At 48.4% G+C, this 19,335-nt stretch carries 10 protein-coding genes; 1 reads left to right on the top strand and 9 read right to left on the bottom strand.

Annotated features, from left to right (window positions below; genetic code table 11):
* Window positions 1–21: 21 nt before the first annotated feature.
* From D3H65_RS19080 to D3H65_RS19070, 3 genes are all read right to left on the bottom strand, one after another.
* On the bottom strand, window positions 22–864 hold the full coding sequence (locus tag D3H65_RS19080; RefSeq protein WP_119051836.1) for an alpha/beta hydrolase family protein: 843 nt from the start codon (window positions 862–864) through the stop codon (window positions 22–24).
* Window positions 865–899: 35 nt separating this feature from the next.
* Window positions 900–1,649 carry a LytR/AlgR family response regulator transcription factor gene (locus tag D3H65_RS19075; RefSeq protein ID WP_119051835.1) on the bottom strand — a complete coding sequence of 250 codons (750 nt, stop codon included), beginning with the start codon at window positions 1,647–1,649 and terminating at the stop codon, window positions 900–902.
* A 121-nt stretch (window positions 1,650–1,770) separates the two neighbouring features.
* Window positions 1,771–4,926 (bottom strand): ligand-binding sensor domain-containing protein, encoded by a 3,156-nt coding sequence (locus D3H65_RS19070; RefSeq protein WP_162915719.1) that lies wholly within the window; start codon window positions 4,924–4,926, stop codon window positions 1,771–1,773.
* A gap of 318 nt (window positions 4,927–5,244) precedes the next feature.
* On the opposite strand from D3H65_RS19070, the gene mddA reads away from it, so the two are divergent.
* Window positions 5,245–5,988 carry a methanethiol S-methyltransferase gene (gene mddA, locus D3H65_RS19065; RefSeq protein WP_119051833.1) on the top strand — a complete coding sequence of 248 codons (744 nt, stop codon included), beginning with the start codon at window positions 5,245–5,247 and terminating at the stop codon, window positions 5,986–5,988.
* Window positions 5,989–6,262: 274 nt separating this feature from the next.
* Here the strand turns inward: mddA and D3H65_RS19060 are convergent, their stop codons facing one another.
* The 6 genes from D3H65_RS19060 to D3H65_RS19035 all read right to left on the bottom strand — a co-directional run bounded on the left by D3H65_RS19060 (window position 6,263) and on the right by D3H65_RS19035 (window position 19,324).
* Window positions 6,263–8,017 carry a RagB/SusD family nutrient uptake outer membrane protein gene (locus D3H65_RS19060; protein WP_119051832.1) on the bottom strand — a complete coding sequence of 585 codons (1,755 nt, stop codon included), beginning with the start codon at window positions 8,015–8,017 and terminating at the stop codon, window positions 6,263–6,265.
* 85 nt (window positions 8,018–8,102) lie between these two features.
* Window positions 8,103–11,267, bottom strand: coding sequence for a SusC/RagA family TonB-linked outer membrane protein (locus tag D3H65_RS19055; protein WP_162915718.1), 3,165 nt, complete (start codon window positions 11,265–11,267; stop codon window positions 8,103–8,105).
* A 73-nt stretch (window positions 11,268–11,340) separates the two neighbouring features.
* Entirely contained in the window at window positions 11,341–12,786 is a 1,446-nt protein-coding gene (locus D3H65_RS19050; RefSeq protein WP_119051830.1) for a fasciclin domain-containing protein, read from the bottom strand.
* Between the two features lie 48 nt (window positions 12,787–12,834).
* The gene (locus D3H65_RS19045; RefSeq protein ID WP_119051829.1) at window positions 12,835–14,514 is read right to left on the bottom strand and encodes a fasciclin domain-containing protein; all 1,680 of its coding nucleotides are present in this window, start codon (window positions 14,512–14,514) and stop codon (window positions 12,835–12,837) included.
* A 16-nt stretch (window positions 14,515–14,530) separates the two neighbouring features.
* Window positions 14,531–16,021: a RagB/SusD family nutrient uptake outer membrane protein gene (locus D3H65_RS19040; RefSeq protein ID WP_119051828.1), complete on the bottom strand. Its 1,491-nt coding sequence runs from the start codon at window positions 16,019–16,021 to the stop codon at window positions 14,531–14,533.
* Window positions 16,022–16,033: 12 nt separating this feature from the next.
* Window positions 16,034–19,324: a SusC/RagA family TonB-linked outer membrane protein gene (locus D3H65_RS19035; RefSeq protein WP_119051827.1), complete on the bottom strand. Its 3,291-nt coding sequence runs from the start codon at window positions 19,322–19,324 to the stop codon at window positions 16,034–16,036.
* Window positions 19,325–19,335: the final 11 nt, after the last annotated feature.

Genomic DNA, 19,335 nt, shown 5'->3' with positions numbered 1-19,335 from the left:
GCCTTTGAAAGGCGACCCACCCTAAGCCTGGTGTTTTATCCAGGCAGCAATGGCATTCCACAAACCCTCTTTACAGTTTTTTCTGAATGGCCCGAGGTGGCCGATCTTTTTCTGACCTATATCTGCCGGCTTGAAATGGTGCCAGGTGATCTGCGTGCCGGAAAAATAATGGAGCAGTTCCTGTACTGCCCTTCGTGGGGAGCGCCAGTCATCGGAAAAGCTGACAGCCAGCAGCGGTATCTGTAGTTTACGGTAATTGTTGTCGGGGAATTTATCAAAAAGGCCATTGTTATTACTGCACCAATCCAGCCATTCATAGATTACCCCTTTGGGCAGGTCGTCCGACATACCGGTGGTCTTACCGGGGAAGTAACCAAAGAATACACTTGACAAGCGAACAAAAGATTTTAGAAATACCATGCGTACCCTGTCTTTCCAGGGCCATAGTTTTTTGCAGGTCAGCGAACTGTTTACCAGCACGAGCCGGCCAATGTATTGGCTGGCAGGGGAAAGGCCGATCATTTCACCTCCGAGGCCATGGCCTATGACAATGATCTCGTGGTTGGGAAACTGGTTGCGGGCATAACGGATCACGGCATCTATATCCTGCACGGCCCATTGGTATAAACCAGCTTTGAATCCTTTCAATGTTTCAGGGGCCGACCTGCCAACACCCCGATAGTCGAAGGTGATGACCGGATAGCCTTTCGATTGGAGAAAAACAGCCAGTTCATGGTAATGCATTTGTGTGGCCAGTACCGAGGGGCTGATCAGAATGACCTTACCCTGGGTGGCATCCTGCACATAGATATTCATGCCGATCGTGCAGCCGTCTTTCGTTCTTATGTTACCGTTTTCCTGCATAGTGGTACTTCATATAGGTTTAGGATGTTAGTCGCTTACATCAGCAGGTTCATCAATTCTTCCCGTCGGTTTTTTGATACAGGTATCTTCATCTTGTTCTCCATCACCAGGTAGCCGCCATCACCCCGGATAAACTCGCGCACCTGGTTGAGGTTGACCAGGTAAGAATTATGGGCCCTGAAAAAATGATAAGGTGCCAGCATATCCTCAAAGTCTTTCAATATGCGTGATATTACCTTTTTCCGGTTATCGGTCAGGTACACCGTGGTATAATTGCTGTTTGCCTCGCAACAAATGATCACCTGGGGATCTACAAATTCAATGCTTTCTTTCGAGGCCAGGGCTATGCGTCCCATCTTTCCTTTCTTCTCTGCCTGAACGTTGGTGAGTAATGCTTCTACCTGCTCGGCCGGTATTTTCCGTTGTGCTTTGTGCTGGTGCTTTTCGATGGCCTCTTTCAACTCCTTATTCTGTACGGGTTTTAACAGGTAATCCAGCGCGCTGCACTTAACGGCCTGGATACCAAAATTGTCGTAGGCTGTGGTAAAGATCACATCAAAGGCAATCTCCCTGCCCAGTTCTTCCAGCACATCAAACCCATTGAGCATGGGCATCTCAATGTCCAGGAACAACAGGTCGGGCTCATTTTGTTTGAGCCAGGCTACCCCTTCCGCCGGCTTTTCAAAAGAAGCTATGACGGATACCTCGGGGCAATAATTTTCCAGCTTCCATTTCAGCGTTTCAATGCTGTGGTGCTCATCGTCAATGATAACTGCTTTGATCATATGAAATACATTTAGAGAATACAGAATTTAGAATACAGAATACAGAATCGTTTGCTTCGCCAGGCCAGGATTGCTGCGCTAACGCCTAATAGCTAATACCTAAAAGCTAATACCTCCTCCCTTACAATGGTATCATCAGCTCTACCTTGGTGCCCAAGGCATTACCCTGTTCATCCACCAGGTCGGTGATGGTTACACTGGTGTTGACATCGTACAGTTTGTTGATGATCTCCATCCTGTCGCGCGTGATCTGCATGCCCATTGACCTTTTTTTGCCGGCAAGCTTCTGCGACCTGAGTACCTGTGCTTTTATCCGGCCGATGCCATTGTCCTGGATTACACAAAAGAGGTTATTGTCCCGTTCCTCTACCAACAATTCCACTTTCCGATCTGTACCATCATTCTTGTTCATCAGCCCATGCCAGATGGCATTTTCCACATAGGGTTGTATCAGCATGGGAGGGATCACAATAGAGCCCGTATCGGTTTGTGTAATGATCCTGATATCATATTGAAACTGATCCCTGAAGCGTAACCCTTCCATCTGGAGGTATAGTTCCAGGGTTTCCATCTCATCTTTCAGGCTGATGTAATTGGACCGGGAGTTTTGCAGGATCAGCCGCATCAGCCGGGCAAAACTGTTCAGGTATTCCGAGGCCTTCTTCGATTCATTTTTAATAATGTAACTATCAATGGAATTGAGACAGTTGAATAAGAAGTGGGGGTTCATCTGCGCCAGCAGGGCGCTCATCTCTACATTGGCGAGCTTCTTTTCGTATTGGGTCTTCAATTGTTCTTTCTTCCTTACCTGCCTGATGCGGAACCGGTACAACCAGTATACAATTGCACCGATCAGTAAAGAAGACAAGGTATAGAACCACCAGGTTTGCCACCAGGGGGTAGCAATATGGACAGTGAGTTGTAATATTTTAGGGTTCCATATACCTTCATTATTGGCTGCCTGCAGCTGGAAGGTATACGTGCCGGACGGCACATTGGTATAGTTCACGGCATTGCGGCCCGTTACTTCCTTCCATTCATCAAAGCCCTGCAGGCGGTAACGGAACCGTACTTCATTGGCCAGGGTATAAGCCTGCGCCGAAAAACCAATGGTAAAGAAATTGCGCTGGTGGGAAAGCTCCAGCACGGTGTCGTTGAACAAGGCTGGGAATGCGAAAGGCTGGTTCAGTACCTGCAGGTCGCTGATATAGGGTACAGGTATTTCATCATTGCGTTTAAAATCCTTGAGGTTGGCCAGTACTATATTGTTGCGGCCACCCAGGAGCATTTCGCCGGTGGGAAGAAAGGAGAAATGATAAAAGTCAACCTCCTTTATGCCATACTGAAAATTGAAAGTAGTGATATTGGTATCACCCGAATTGATCCGGAAAAGCTGTTTATCATTGTAACCCCAGATATTGCCCTGCCGATCGCTGGTGAGAGAATATATTCTTCCATCCACGTTTTTTGCAGGCAGGTAGATCTTCGATACAATGCCTTTCTCAGGCGATGCGGATAAAGCATATCCCAGCCAGCCTGCATTGCTGGCTGCCCATACCCGCCCGGCACTGTCTTCCGTATACCGGTGAACGAAGGGAAAGCTGTTTGATTTGTTCTGGGCGTACAGGAAGTTGATAATGCTATCCTTGCCGGACAGGTACACCCCCATTCCTGCATTGCGGGTAAACCAGATATTGCCACGGCTGTCCTCATATAAGTTGACAACCCGGTCGGCCAGTTTGGAAGAATCATCCGGCCAGATATATTTCGTATAATTCCGGTATTGATGCGTACGCTGGTCCCAACAGATCAATCCATCGGCGCCGGCCGCCAGCCAAAGACGGCCCCGCTTGTCGGTAATGATATCGCGCCATTGATGAAACCGGGTAGGTGGTGGTTTCATGGCCTCCAGCTGCCGGGTAGGCACATCGTAGGTAAATAATCCATCGGAGGCGGAAATAGCCAGCTTACCATCCGGTAATGCTGCAAAACCATATACCTGTAGTTTGGTAAAAGGCGCCGGGCCTTTGAAGGGCAGCTTTGTCCAACTGGTGGTTTGCCTGTCAAACACATAGAGCCCATTGGCCTGGATGGGGCATACCGTGATCACCCTGCCTGCTTTGTCGCTTACGATAAACTGTGCGAAAGCCCAGTCCATGCCATAGAGTTCAATGAAAGAATAATTGGTAAACTGCTGCGTGGCCGGATCAAAGTATTGGATACCATTAATATTGCCATACCATATCCTGTTGTACTCATCTATACAATGGATACCGTAGTAAAGGTCTTTCTGTGGATTGTTGAGGCGCGCCCAGGTCACATCTTTCAGTTGGGTATCGTATACCAGCAATCCCCCAAGGGTAGTGATCCATATCTCATGATCGCTTTTCCGGAAAATACTGAAAATGGCAGAATTTAGTTCGGCCTGCCACTGCCTGCTTGCAGGTAATGGATGTAAGGCGCCGGTGGCAGGATCAAAGACCTGGACGCCTGCCGACCAGTTGCCTACATACAGCAATCCATCAGTATGGTGGTACAATCTCCGGAAAACGTTGACGGCCATCTGGTAGCCTTTATCCTTTTGAGGATACACATACCATTTTACAGCGCCGGTATACTGATTGATCTCCTGCAGACCGGAAAGCGTTCCTGCCCAGATAATGGAGTCATTGTTCCGGTTGGGTTCTATGGCGAGAATATTGCTGTTGGAACCCAATACGGGCACCATAAAGGGATAGGCAGCAGCAGGGTAAGCATAGCGCCGGAAGTTATCCCTTGCACGGTCGTACCGCCACACCCCATTGTAAATGGTACCCACCCATATATTGCCGGCGGAATCCTTGTTGAGTGAATTGATGCCAAAATTAAAAGCCTTTGTCAGGCTATCTGTTTTACCTGTTTCTCCGATCTGGTAATGGCGGAAGGTTCCCTTGCGCGTATCGAGTACTGATAGGCCCTGGCTGGTAGCTACCCAAACCTCATTGGCGAGGGGCAATACGACATTGACGGTATTATCATATAAGGAGTAACGCAGATCGCTCCCTTCTTTATAGGTTTTGAATTGCTGTCCGTCGAACCGGCACAGCCCTTCGCGGGTGGCGATCCAGATAAATCCATCCGGGCCTTTTTGTATACCCCTTACATGGTTGGCAGACAGGCCCTGCTCTTTGTTGAGGTAAACGGCTTTATCAAATTTATACTGGCCCACTACTGAGTAGTGAAACAGGCAGCAGGTCACTGCCAGGAAGAGGGATGAAATAATGGGCAATAACTTCATGGGCCAAAGGCTTGGGCTTATCGGAATGTAAATACACGTTTTTTCCCGGGTTAAAGAACATTTCCTGATCAAACGGCCTGATTTCCTGTGTAAATGTCTCTTTATATTGAGCCGGCTGCTCCAACTTTTCATGGCATTACGGGATTTCCCCCTTCCTCAAAATATGGCCAATAGTACGCAGGATGTAGGTCCTTTTGCTAATCTACGCATCTCTCGGGCCTGTTCTTGTTCTAATCTTGCAGTGCACTAATAAAAATAACCTTTATTCTTTTAATCAATCACCGGCCCGTTCCTGAACGGCATAAATTCTTATCAGCCATGAAGAAAGTATTGTTTTTGCTGTATGGTATTCTTTGTTACTGCCTGTTTCTTGGCACTATCCTGTATGCCATGGGTTTTGTAGGGAACCTGTTTGTACCCAAATCTATTGATAGCGAACCGCGCACTTCCTTAATGAGTGCTGTATTGATCAATGCTTCCCTGCTGCTGCTGTTTGCATTGCAACACAGCATTATGGCAAGGCCTGCCTTTAAGGAATGGTGGACGAGGTATGTACCCGCGCCGTTGGAACGCAGCACCTATGTATTGCTGGCCAGTCTATGCCTTATCCTGCTGATGTGGCAGTGGCAGCCCATGGGGGGAATTGTCTGGAATGTGGAGCATAGCGGACTTAAGGCGGTATTGTCTATTGCCTATCTCAGCGGATGGTCTATCGTGTTTACCAGTACTTTTCTCATCAACCATTTTGACCTGTTTGGTCTGCGCCAGGTATGGCTGTATTTTAAGGGCAAGGCTTATGAGCCGTTGCCTTTCAGGCTTCCCTTGTTTTATAAAATGGTGCGTCATCCGCTATACCTGGGTTTTATGATCGCATTTTGGGCTACCCCTACCATGACAATGGCCCATTTGTTGTTTGCCATCCTTACTACGGTATATATACTGGTAGCCATTCAATTCGAAGAGCGTGACCTGGTTGCCCATTTTGGCGAACAATACAGGCGTTACAAAAAGTGGGTGCCCATGCTGGTTCCTTTTCTGCGGAGGTTGAAACAGAAATACTAAACTAATCACTCCTCATAAATAGCCAATATTTTATGCAGGCTTTCCCGTAGCTCAAAAAAAAGCAAGCTGTTCTACGCAGCTTGCTTTTTAGTTTATTGTGAGCCCGGTTTGAGGGTAGCCCCTAAAGGGGCATGAATACACTTTGATATGATCTCTACAAAGCTAGAGCCCCTAAAGGGGCAAAATACCTGGTCTCTCCTTAACGCATGTCAGGCTGAGCTTGTCGAAGGCGTCTTAAGGGTGGGTCGCCCTTAAAGGGCGGCTCAGCCTGACATTACAATTTAAAAGGCAGGTACCAATTCTGCTTGTCCATCAATCTTTGTTTGACTGCTTCTGCATCCGGAACGCCGTCTTTCAGCAATTTTGAATACACTTTATTGGCCAGAAAAGCCGGGTCATTGCGGCGGCGGGCTATCCTCAGCAGGTCGGGCCAGCGGGTGCCTTCAAAGGCATTCTCCAGCGCGCCCTCATTCAACAGGCTGTTTTCGATATAGGTAGCACTGTCCGAACCGGCAGGTACTACGTCATCCACCAGCAGTGCCCTGCTGCGGATGCCAATATGCCGGTACCAGTCACTCCTGAAATAGGGTATCTCGCCATTGCGGGCGTCGAAATTATAAGGCGCCGGATAGGCCAGGGTGTTTTGATACGGCGTAACATTGGGTGTATTGGCAGGTACCGGGTAGGCGCCGCCAATACCTGCATTGATAAAACCATAGGCCAACCGGTGATAGCCATTGCGGTTGGTAGCTTCTGCAAAACGCAGGTGTAGATGCGTTTGCCGGAATAAGAACCATTTGCCGTTTTTAACCAGAGGATTAACCGGTAATCCGGTGGCATAATTAAGATAATTATACAAAAACTTCATGGCCACCAGTTGTCCCCCAATACTCTTTATGCTCAGGGCCCCGCGGGCATCGTAAGGAATACCACCTCCTGTGCCAGCTATGGCGACAGGCTTTTGCTGTTGGTCTTTCCAGTTGTCAATAATCTCCTGCGAAGGTTTTACCAGGTAACTGCCGTTAACAGGAGAGAACAATTTGATCAACGGATTATCCGGGCTAAACCGGCTGTCATAAGGTAATGCCCATATCCATTCCCGCGAAAAGCGATCATCGTATGGCCCCTCGAATAATAAACGCCAGCCATCTGTAAAATTGAGAGAGGAGGCATCCCCCGCCCTTGTATAGGCAACATAAGAATTAATGTCGGTGCTCCAGCCCAGTTTATAACGGGTATAATAAGTGGTACCCTGGCTTCCTACAGTAGCGGTTTCCATTACCTGCCGGTAATAGGTTGCTGCCTGGTAATAATTCCCTTTCCACAGGTACAGATCGCCCAGCAGGCATTTCTTGTTGATAAAAAAGTAGGAGCTGGGGTGCCCGTCCAGTGTAATATTCAGCGTGGTACCGGTAGGATAGGGGTCTCTGAAAGGGATCTTTTCGGTGAACGTGATCAGGCTGTCCAGCAGGTCGTCAAACTTTACTTTGGGAAACCGGCTCTCGTCTTTAACAGCATCTATGGTTTCCAATGGATCTGTTACATAACGCACTTCATCGCCGTAATGGATGCCCAGCTGCAGGTACAGAAAGGAACGCAGGCAGGCAATATCCGAATAGCGCTGGTTGAACTCTGCTTCTTTCATGGTATTCTTTTCCCGCATGATCAGGAAGTTCTTCAGCACATCGTTGCAGTTCAGGATCAGTTCATAGAAAGGCCGTGGGCTTGCATACGGGTTTTCGGGCTTTACATTGTGCGTGCTGATCTGCCGCAGGTTCTCATCTGCATTGGTGGTATACTCCAGCAAGTCGCCGCGCAGTTCATTTAAAATGATATACCGGTCGGCCAGGCTCATGAATTTACCATAGATGCCCATTACTGCTGCATCGGCATCGTATACGTTCCGGTACATCTGGCTGGCATCGAGTTCCGTACCCGGATTGATATCAAACATTTTTTTACAGGCGCTTAGGGTAGCCGTCACCATCGCCGCCAGTAATATTGCTTTAAAAGAGAACTTATTTTTCATTTTAACACGAATTATTACGAATTACACGAATTGGAATCAAAACATTACCCTATCAACTTTTCAACCTGTCAACTAATCAACCAACTCACAACCCTACCCGCACACCCAGGGTTACAGTCCGGTACAAAGGATCCAATCCCGTGTCGATGCCCTGTGCAAACACACTGGGGGAAGCACTGAACTCAGGATCATATCCTTTGTATTCCGTAAGCGTAAACAGGTTGGTACCGGTGGCATATACACTGGCATTCTTTAGAAACCCATTGGGCTTTAATGGCAGGTTGTATTGCAGGGACAAGGTTCTCAGGCGGATATAAGAGCCGTCTTCTATCCAGCGATCACTGAAGCGGCTATTGCCCATCGGATCACCCCAGGTAGCTTTGGGTGTATTGGTTACCTGACCATTACCGCGCCAGCGGTTCCGGGCACTTTCCAACTGGTTGTTGATGCCGCTGAGTGATTCCAGGCGATAACGTACATAATTGAATACATCATTGCCCTGGCTGAAGGTGAACAATACACCCAACTCAAAACGTTTCCAGATGAGCCGGTTATTGAAGCCACCAAACAATGCCGGGTTGGGATCGCCGATCACCTGCCGGTCGTTCTCATCAATGATCTTATTGTTGTCTACATCTGCAAAACGTACATCACCTCCTTTAAAGGAGCTAAATGAACCGTCTGCATTCTTCTTGGTGAGGCCTGCTGCTGCGGCTTCTGCATCGGAAGTGAACACACCCTGGGCGGTATAGCCATAAAACTGATTGGCCGGTCGTCCCACCGCAGTGAGCATCGTAGCGCCGGCATAGTCTGTTGTGAACCGGTCGTTGGGAACGGCTTTGATCTTATTCTTATAAGTGGCCATATTGATACTGGCATCCCAGCTGAGATTGCGGGTGTTGAGCACGCGTACGTTCAGGCTGGCTTCAATACCTGTATTCTGCATCTTACCCCCATTGGTGAGTATGGTTTTGTATCCGGAAGGGGAAGGCAGTGCTTCATACACCAGCATATTATCAGTTTGCGTGTGGTAGGCGTCCAGGCTCAGGCCCACCCGCTCATTCCAGAAAGCTAAATCCACACCCAGGTTGGCCTTGTGATTGGTTTCCCATTGGAGCGCAGGATTGGCAATGCCGCTGCGCAGGAGGCCCTGAGCGCCCAACAGGTTCTGTGAGCGATAGGTTTGTCTGGCACTGTAATTACCTATGTCATCATTGCCGGCTATGCTATAGCTAGCTCTTAGCTTAAGCAGGTCAATGGGCGAATGCGCCATGAAGTTTTCTGAAGAGATCAGCCAGGCTGCACCCAGGGAAGGCATGACCGGGAATTTACTAACGCCTATGTCAATGCCATCCGCGGCCTGTTTGCCAAACCGGGAAGAACCATCCATGGCAGCATTGAATGTCAGGAATAATTTGTCTTTATATCCATATTCTGCTCCAAAGTAGGCATTCAGCCAATTCCATTCCCCAATACCGCCGCCTACCTGCCGAAGGGCATTCAGTCCATTCTGTACACTCACCAGGTCGTCGGTAGCAGAATTAAATCCTTTGGCAAAATCCTGTTCTGCTTTGTTGTGCTGGTAACGGATACCGAGGTTGGCAGTAAGGGTATGTTCGCGGTTAAAGCGCCTGTTGTATTCCAGCCTTGTATCGTTGTAAATGGTAAAGAGCCTTTTTACCTGTGTGCCCATCCGGCTATCTGCGACTGCATTGGAAAGGGTATCATCTGCTACTCCTTTGCGCGGTACAAAGAAATTCTCCCGCACTTTGTCATACACTACGCCCACCATGGTACTGGCGTTCAGTGTTTTGGAGATATCGTATTTAAAACCAAAGGAGCCGGCAAAACGATAGTATTTATTGTATGCCTGCATATTGGCAATGATGACTGCGGGATTGCTGATACCAAGGATATCTGTATCGGCCAGGTTGGGCGACTCTATACCTTCATTATTTACCTCGTTGGCTCCTAAGAACGGTGCTTTTGTCCAGGACAGGAACAAGGGCGCTGTTTTGTCGGAAATACCCTGGTCTTTCAGGTTTTGTTCATTGTAGGTAAAAGCCAGGTTGGTTGTGCCGGTAAAGCGCCTTGTGAAATTAAATACCGCATTGAATCGCGTGTTGTAGCGTGTGAGATCGGTTTCCCGTACCGCCCCCCGGCTGCCTGAATAACCCATGCTGAGGCCATAAGTGGCAATATTATCACCCCCCGTTACTTTCAGGAAAATGTTCTGGTTCACGCTGCTCTTCAATACCTGCTTTTGCCAGTCGGTATTGTAATGATAGCGGGCATAGTCTGCATTTTTGGAATCATCATTCATATAGGGTAGCGAAGCGATGGCCGTGCTGCTCAGTCCCTTGCTCTGCAGTACCTCACTCAGGTAAATGCGGTAGTCATCCGCATTCATCACCGGCAGGTTGTTGGGGGCTGTATTGAAGCCTGTATAGGCAGCAAAGTCAATGCGGGTAGCCTGGTTCTTTGTACGGGAAGTAGTAATGATAATGGCCCCATTGGCGCCTTTGGTACCGTAAATACTGGAAGCGTCTTTCAGTACGGTAATGTTGTCAATGTCCTTTACGTCGATCAGGGCCAGTGGATTGGTATAGGTGTTGGCAATGATGCTTTCTCCGTAGTTCTCTGCATCATACAACATATTGTCTACTACGATCAATGGTTTGTTGGTGCCATAGAGTGAGTTATAACCACGTAAGAATAAACTGGCGCCGGCGCCCGGTGTACCGGAGCGGCGGATCACATGCAAGCCTGCAATGCGGCCTTGTAAGATACCATCTGCCATTTCACCCGGCTGCGCCCAGGAGGCATTGAGGTTGTACTGGCCGGTAGCGGCTGTCACATAGCCTTTTGTTTTTGGTCCCAGGGGCATGATTACGGGCTCATGAAATGATTCATGCGCATCATCGAGCAAGGCTGCCTGGATGGTGTTCCTGCCTTTAAGCGGCACCCGTCTTGTATCATACCCCTCGCCTTCGATCGTCAGTGTAGCAGTATAGGAAGGCGCAATGATGGTAAAATGACCCTGGTCATCTGTAATGGCCGCGGAAAAATCGTCTATTTTAATTTGAATGCCTGGTATGCCCTTTCCATTCACTGCATCGGTGATCGTACCGGAAACCGGTACCCCTTTTTTCTCTACGGGTTTTACGATCAGCTTGATGATATTGGAGTCGGTGGCAGCGGAGTCTGTTTGCGCTGCCAGGGTGCCCGTCACCAGCACAAATGCCGACACAGCCGCCGTTTTTCTGATATATCTTCTTATTATAAGCATCGTCATGGTATTGTGTCAAAAAACGAAATAGGTTTTACAAAACAGGCACCAGCCTGATATAATCACATACAAGGGTGTTGGCTATTGCCGCTGTGCCGTTGAAGGCTGTGAGGTAGATCATCAACGTAGGGTTGTAAACCGTCAACGGAAATTCACCCAGGTACACCTCATTATAATTGTTCAGGTTAACAGTAACATAAGGCAGCAGTGTGGAGGTTGCCGTACCAATGCCCAGTTTCTGGGTAAAGGTGGCTGTACTGCCATTGATATTGTCGTGCACGGCTACCCAATAGGCTTTGTATTTTATGGAAGGCATTCCGCTCAGGCGATAACCCAGGTTGAACAGGGCAACACCATGATTGTATACCAGTACATCCCTGAAATCATACCCGGTGACCGGGTTGTACTTTTCACGGAAATAGGTATTGCCCCGGCGGTCATTGCTGACTGTATTGTAGTTTTCTGCCTGTATTACAAGGGGCGGATATTTGTCTATGGGCCTTACGGCTATTTTGTTCATGATAAAGACCACACCATTGCTGGTCTTGACTGTTTTGGCAATGGCGCTCTTTTCGATACCTACTTTAATATTGAATTTGGAGAGGATGGTATCGGGAATGGTGGCTGCATCATAGACCCCTTCTATGGCAAAGTCTTTCACTACCGACCAGTTGGCCAGGTTGACTGTGCTGTCGTCGGAGCCGGTCACATAAAAAGGCTTGTACTTCGTTACTTCCGTATCCCAGGCATCATTGGCCAATACAAATAAAGTGTACTGTTTCTTTTCATCCCTCAGGTCATATACATTACGCCAGAACAGGTTGGTCTTTACAGAATCTGTACCAGGTTGATAAATAGGCTTACCGGTGGCAGGGTCTACGCCGATCTGTACAGCATTGGTAGTATCGAATACATTACGGAAAAGCGAGAGCAGGTAATCTTTTTGTTTGGAAGGAGCCTCCGGGTTTGATTCAATAAATTCCCAGGTATTGGGCAGTGCAGGTACCAGCTTATCGATAATATGGAATACGCCGTTTTTGGCATAATGGTCTGCTTCTGCGATGGTGGCATCCTCCAGTTTATTGCCCAGCATATTATTGTATTTGTCACTCAGCATTTTCAGGCGCAAGGGAGTGATAGCCGCATTGGTTTGCCAGGTTTGGTTGGCAATATGGTTGGCCACAAAAAGACGCAGCTTCGGTCCATCATTGGCTATGGCGGGATCCAGCGTAGCCAGGGCTGCATTGGTGGGGGCAAATACAGTAAACGTCTTTGAGGAAGCAATTACTTTATCATAGCCCGTCTTAATGAGCAGCTCTGTAAACTTGCTGAGGTTGGTATTTTCGCTGATCTGCGTGAAGAGGTCTTTGTCGACATTGGCGTCGGTGATCGCATTGTGGTCATCCCATTTTTTGCAGGCGGATAACAACAGCCCCGCCGTGGCCAGGGTCAGTAATGATTTATATATCTTGCTTGGCATTAGTTGCTTGATTTAGAATTCATTTTTACAGGCGTTCTGTCAATACCATTAATACACTTTAGTGCCATCTGGCCTGAAGCGTGGCACTAGCTGGTTTTGGTCTACCGGGATGAAGTGTATCATATCCAGGTAATTGCTGGCATTGGTGCCCGATATGGTTTCCAGGCGCAGCTTATGCCTTTCTGTCGTTTTAATATCTATTGTGCCTACGAGACGGGAAACATAATAACCCGAATTGGAGCCGGTGGATTCTATATAGCGTTTCCAGCCGATCGATTCAAGTTCCGCGTCCGACCCGGCTGGTCTGAACTCGCCCAGGTTCACAGGCCGTTGCATCAGGTCCCCATTCACCCGTACATTACACACCACCGCATTGCGGGCGTTGTAACATATCCATACCTTATAGCGGCCTTTGATGATCACAGGCGTGGTAAATTCAAACCAGGTAGCCCTGCTGGGGGCGCCCAATGGTAATACCAGGCAATCGTTGTTGTATTGATAAATACCCAGCGAACTGGATGTGCTGTAGAAGTAAGTTAAAGTGGTACTCGCCGACTTAAATTCCCAGTCGATATCCTTAATGGGTTTGTCGAGTTCATTCTGCCGTACGAAGTTGTAGTTCTGTTTTTTGTAATAAGCAGGCAGCTTCATGATCTCCGGAAAGGAACAAAGGTCCCAGAACACCGCTGCGGGTTTACGGAATTTGGTCATGTAGTGGGCAGCGGCCTGGTGCCATACGCCATTGGTGGCGGCATTGTCGCTGATATTGCGGGTAAGCAATACCCCTTTCTCCAGTATGCCATCAAATATATCTTCATTGACCACTACATCCTGGTTGATGAGCTGTGTGCTGATCACTTCCTGTGGCTGCAAGGTCTGGTGCGTGGAAGCATTGATGATATCTCCGAGGAACTTAATATCCCGTAGAATATGATAGGCCATATAGATATGCAGGCTGTCGGCGGTATTAGCCGGATCACCGGTATTGGAATATTTTGTTTTCAGCGCTGCAAATGAAGCGAATCCGCTGTCGGCCAGGGCCTGGTTGCTTTCTGCTATTACCGTCATCCATCTTTTGGCGGTGTCAGGGTCCACTGTATTCAGCAGGGTATAATAGCCCGTAGCCTTCATGGCTTCCACAAAGATGGAGAAGTTAGGATTGGCTTCCAGTTGCTGGGCAATGGTTTTGCTGGACGGCACCAGCACATGATCAATTTCATGAATGATGCCATTACCTACTTTGATATTGGACCGCAGCACGGCGGCCTGCCTGTTGACGGTATAACTGGAACTGCCGTCCTTAAAAGAAACACCGGTGATCAGGAACTGGCTTTGCATGGTAGGTACCGGAAGCCTGCCATCTTTAAAGGCGGCAGTGCTTACAGTGTCGGACAAGAGGTGAAACTTCACCAGTTCCTTGAGGACATTGATATCAGCAGCATCTACCGAGGCTGTGTTGGTAGCCGCCAGCCATGCTTTTATACCACCATTGGTAGGAGCAAAGCAGGTATAGGAGCCATAGGCATTGAGGAAGGCGCTATTGTCTGTCCTGTCCAGTATTTGTTTAAAGAGCGAAAAGGAGTCAATGTTCTTTTCCAGGTAGCCCACAATATTGACATCGGTTGTGGTGTCTTCCCTGAATTGCTGTTTCTTACAGCCGCTTACGATAAGGCCCGCAAACAGGGAGATCAGAATGGAAATAGCCAGTAAGGCATTTTTCTGCTTCATAAACGAGCGGTATTAATTATTTATAAAAAGGATTTTGTGTCAGTAGCCGGTTGGTTTGCAGTTCATAGGTAAAAATGGGAAAGTAGTGGCTGTTCTTATCCCGTAGCTTGCTGAGGGCTGCCTGCAATCTGTCGGAAGGAATACTCACACCAGCCATGGTAAGCAGGTATTGCATACCCTCATAATTATTGCGTTTGGCATTGCGCAGCACATCGTACCAGCGCTTGCCTTCAAAGGCCAGTTCCCTTTGCCTTTCTTCCAGGATGAAACCCGTCATAGCATTCTTGCTGGTACTGTCCATGATCGACAGGTCCAGTGCATTGGCCCGTTGGCGAATGGTCTTTACTATACGGGAAGCTTCCAATGGTTTATCCTGTTGATTGATGGCTTCGGCTTTCAACAGCAGTATGTCGGCATACCGGTAAATGATCCAGTGGGCAAATGATTGGTCCAGTGCCCTGAAATTGTCGCCTGCATTATCTGCGCCCACATATTTCCAAATAGAGAAATCAGTGCCGCGGAAAGAGGTCTTATCACCACGTACATCCGATATGGGTACGGAATTGACCAGGTCAATGCCGTATACTTCTTCGCTGATGTGGAAGGCGGCGCCCCAGCGGCGGTTGGAGGGCGTGTGCATGAAATAAAAGTTATTCAACTTTTGTGCATCATACTGCAACTCAAAAATTCCTTCGTTGGAATTGCCTTCATAAAATACGCTGTTGAAGAATTCGGATGCCTGCACCAGTCCAAACCTGCCCGAATTGATGATCTTATCACACTCAGTTACACAGTCAGTGTATTTATCCATCCACAGATAAACATCAGCCAGTAAGGCATTGGCCATATAGCGGGTAACGCGGCCTTTGTCGAAACTCTTACTCCCATAGGTAAGGGGCAGGGAAGGTTCAGCTTTCTTCAGGTCGCTCACGATCTGTAGCAGAATGGAATCACGGTTCGTTTTGCCAAGTGGTGTTACGTCTTTATCGCTTATCGTGGCAGTTAACCTTAAAGGCACTTCACCAAAACTGCGCACGAGGTAGAAATACATCAGGGCGCGTATGGTCAGCGCTTCTGCGGTAGCGCGGTTAAGCTGGTCTTGTGAAAAAGTATTGTCAGTTTTCAATACGGCGGGCGCCAGGTCTATTACTGTATTGCAGTAATTGATGGTTTGGTAAAATGAGCGCCAGTTGGTAAAACTGTTGGTAGATAACATGTTGAGGTTTACAATATCCTGCTCCTCTGTGCTGGCGCGGAAGCCTGGCGATACCATGTCGGCCCGGGCTTCGCCCCATATAAACATGTATTCCGGCAGCGAACGATCGCCCGAGGTGCTGCCCAGCATGGAAGCATAGATACCTATAACAGCCGATTCCACCTGTTCTTTTGTTTTCCAGAATTCTTCCCGCACGATGCCATCCTGGGGTTGGAGGTCGAGCCACTTCTTGCAGGAGCCAAACCAGGCCGGAAGCGTAAGGATCGATATATAAATAAATAGTTTTTTCATGTATGTAAGAATTTAGAAGCCTGCTACAAGGCCGATCGTAAATGTTTTGGAAGGAGGCGTCATAGAATAGTCAATGGCCAGGCGGAAAATGTCAGCGCCGCGGGCATTCACTTCGGGGTCTTGTCCGGTGTATTTGGTCCAGGTAATGAGGTTCTCTGCCGTGATGAAAGCGCTGAGGGTTTTCATTTTCAGTCTGCTCAACAACTTTCCGTCAAATACATACCTGGCAGTTACCGTACGGAACCGGAGGAAAGAAGCATCTTCCACATAGCGGTCACTGCCCAGCCAGTTATAACCACCTGCAATAATGCCACGGGGAATATCCGTTACATCCCCTTCTTTGCGCCAGCGGCGTAATACCGCCGTGCTTTGGTTATCAAAACTGTTCATATTGGTCGTATTCATCTTGGTACCATTGATCACTTCATAACCGTAGCGAAAATTGAAGTAGGCCGACAGACTTATTTTATTCTTGTAGGAGAATGTGGGTCCAAAACCTCCTACCAGCGTAGGGTTGCTGTTGCCCAGGTATACCACATCCATGTAGTTGATATTGCCATCATGGTTGATGTCCTCATACATGGCATCACCGGGCTGGAAAGTGTAATCTACATTGGGGTAGTTGAAGCGCATATACACCTGTTGGCCATTGGGGCCGATGATGGGTTTACCGCCGGCCGATGTGGCCAGGGTAGCCTCCTTATCCTTGTACACGCCTTTGTATTTGTAACCATAGAATGATCCAAAAGGATTGTCGATCTGCAACAGGCGCAGGTATTCACCATTGGCCCCTACATTTCCTTTACTGTTGGCGGCATACTCAGATATTTCACGGATGATATTCTGGTTTTGTGATATGTTGAAGTTGAAACCGATGGTCCAGGTCTTATTCTTAAAAGGAGTAGTCCAGATAGCCAGTTCCCAGCCCCGGTTGTCCATGGTGCCGATATTCATACTTAAAGAATTATAACCATTCTGGGTAGGTATCGCCAGGGCATCTGAAAAAAGATCCGTGGTACGGTTGCGGTACACGTCAATATCAGCCCGTACACGTGCTTTGAACAGGGAGATGTTCATACCAATGTTGGCGCCGTGAACGGTTTCCCAACGAAGGTTCTTGAGTTCGGGCCTGGAGGGATATACACCACTCTGGCCAAGGTAACTCCAGGCATAGGTATTATAGGTATTGAAAAAGGAATAGTCCGACCGGGGCGCATTGCCGCTGAGTGCATAGCTTAAGCGGAAGCTAAGATCATCCAGCTGTTTGATCTTCTTAAAGAACCATTCTTCCGAAATACGCCAGCGCAAAGAGCCGCCGGGGAATAAACCATACTTATAGTCGGGACCAAAGCGTGAGTTGCCATCGCCCCGCAGGGTGGCCTCAAAAAGATATTTGTCTTTAAAACTGTAATTGGCGATCAGTACCGCTCCCACTGTTCTGGTTTGTGAGATACGGGATACGGCTGCCAGTTCCTGGTTTTGGGTACGGGAGGGCGCAGAAGGGTCAACCAGCAGGGAAGAAGCCGTATTGGAGGTCATCAGCTCCTGGTTCACTGCTTTGTTGTCGCCGGTAAAAAGATTAAAGCTACCGGAGAAAACATGGTCCTCATTCCTGAACCGGGGAGTAAAGAACAAGCTGCTGCGGGTAGTTACGCCAAACAGGTCAATGTCTCCGTCGTAGGTCCTGTTCACGACCGTTTCCGTATTGGGGCGGCCGGTGGCCAGCTGAGGCAGGAAGCTGTTGTTCTTCGTATTGTTGATGTCAAATTGTACATCGAAAGTGGCGCGCAGTAAATTTTTGACAATAGAATAATCGATCTGGAAGCGGGGTACGATCCTTTCTCCCAATACATTTAGTTTGGCCAGGCTGGCCATCGCTACCGGGTTGTAGATACGGGCGTATTGTCCCTGCACATTGGAAGCCGGTGAAAAATAATTGGGGGTGAGGTTGCCCTGCTCATCATATTCAAAAACACTCATATTGGGCATCTTCAGGTAGGCTACATTACGGATAGCACCCTCACTTTTGTTGTCCGTGTTAAAGTAATTGCGGGCCTGGTCGGTATGCGTGTAGGCAATACTGGTGAATATTTTGATCTTATCTGAAATCGTGTAATCCAGGTTGATCCGCGTATTGATCCGGGTAAGGGCAGTACCGATGGTGTTGCCGGTTTGATTAAAATAGCCCACAGAGGCAAAATATTTGGCTTTTTCACCACCACCTGTCATGGAGATGGTATGATCCTGCAAAAAGCCCTGTTGGCTGATGGCATCTACCCAGTTCACATTGTTGCTGTAGTTGTGGTACCAGTAAGGATCGTTGGGATCATAGTTGAACTCCCTGACCGATGGGTTCATGGTAGTACCCATGCGGTTCATAAAAGCTTCCGGGATCAGTGTGGAATACTGGTCACCATTGAGCATGGGGATCGCTTTGGGCAGTATAGAGGCGGCGCCTTTAAAAGTATAGGTAATACTTGGTTTGCCACGGCTGCCGCGCTTGGTGGTAATGATCAGTACGCCATTGGCTGCCCGGCTACCCCATACCGCCGTGGCGGCAGCGTCCTTTAAAGCCGTGATCTCTTTGATATCGGCCGGCGATATATTTAATAGCTGCGCATAGCCTTGTTCATCCGCTGTTCCAAAATTGAAGTCACCGGGTATTTCTGTTTCGTAAGGCATACCATCCACTACGATCAGGGGGGTACCGGTAGAGTTGATGGAGGAAATACCACGGATGCGTATGTTCATGGCCGCGCCGGGATCGCCGCTGGTAGCGGTAATGTCCACCCCGGCCATACGTCCCTGCAATGCCTGGTCGATACTGGCAGAGGACATTTCTTCCATGTCCTTGGCATTGACGCGGGAGGCAGCGGTGGTCATATTCCTTTCTGCTTTTTGTCCCATACCATTGTCTACGCGGCGGGCGGCCACTACGATCGCTTCTTCCAGGTCGGCCCCGGCTCCCGCTTCCAGTTGGAAGTTGATAGTGGTGCGTTCGTTGATGGCCTGGCTGGTCGTTTTGTACCCTACGTAGGAAACAGAGAGCTTGTTTTTGGGATTGGTGATCCGGAGCACATAATTCCCTTCAATATCAGTAGCTGCTCCTTTTATGATACGGCCATCTGCATCCATTTCAGATACAGAGGCCCCTGTAATAGGTTCTTTGTTTTTTCGGTCGGTAATTTTACCACGGATGATGTGTTTATTATCCGTAGCAGCAGGCGTTTGCGCCGTACCGGCCAGCCAGCAGGTGGCTGACAGGATCAGTGCGCAACAGGCTTTTTCAAAATACTTCCTCATTTGCAATATGA

The sequence above is a fragment of the Paraflavitalea soli genome, from assembly GCF_003555545.1.
Lineage (GTDB): Bacteria > Bacteroidota > Bacteroidia > Chitinophagales > Chitinophagaceae > Paraflavitalea > Paraflavitalea soli.
This window is presented reverse-complemented; position numbering and strand designations above follow the sequence as displayed.

Bases quoted from the DNA above. Each gene is read 5' to 3' on its own strand.
- D3H65_RS19080 (WP_119051836.1), bottom strand. From the start codon at position 864: ATGCAGGAAAACGGTAACATAAGAACGAAAGACGGCTGCACGATCGGC.
- D3H65_RS19075 (WP_119051835.1), bottom strand. From the start codon at position 1,649: ATGATCAAAGCAGTTATCATTGACGATGAGCACCACAGCATTGAAACG.
- D3H65_RS19070 (WP_162915719.1), bottom strand. From the start codon at position 4,926: ATGAAGTTATTGCCCATTATTTCATCCCTCTTCCTGGCAGTGACCTGC.
- mddA (WP_119051833.1), top strand. From the start codon at position 5,245: ATGAAGAAAGTATTGTTTTTGCTGTATGGTATTCTTTGTTACTGCCTG.
- D3H65_RS19060 (WP_119051832.1), bottom strand. From the start codon at position 8,017: ATGAAAAATAAGTTCTCTTTTAAAGCAATATTACTGGCGGCGATGGTG.
- D3H65_RS19050 (WP_119051830.1), bottom strand. From the start codon at position 12,786: ATGCCAAGCAAGATATATAAATCATTACTGACCCTGGCCACGGCGGGG.
- D3H65_RS19045 (WP_119051829.1), bottom strand. From the start codon at position 14,514: ATGAAGCAGAAAAATGCCTTACTGGCTATTTCCATTCTGATCTCCCTG.
- D3H65_RS19040 (WP_119051828.1), bottom strand. From the start codon at position 16,021: ATGAAAAAACTATTTATTTATATATCGATCCTTACGCTTCCGGCCTGG.
- D3H65_RS19035 (WP_119051827.1), bottom strand. From the start codon at position 19,324: ATGAGGAAGTATTTTGAAAAAGCCTGTTGCGCACTGATCCTGTCAGCC.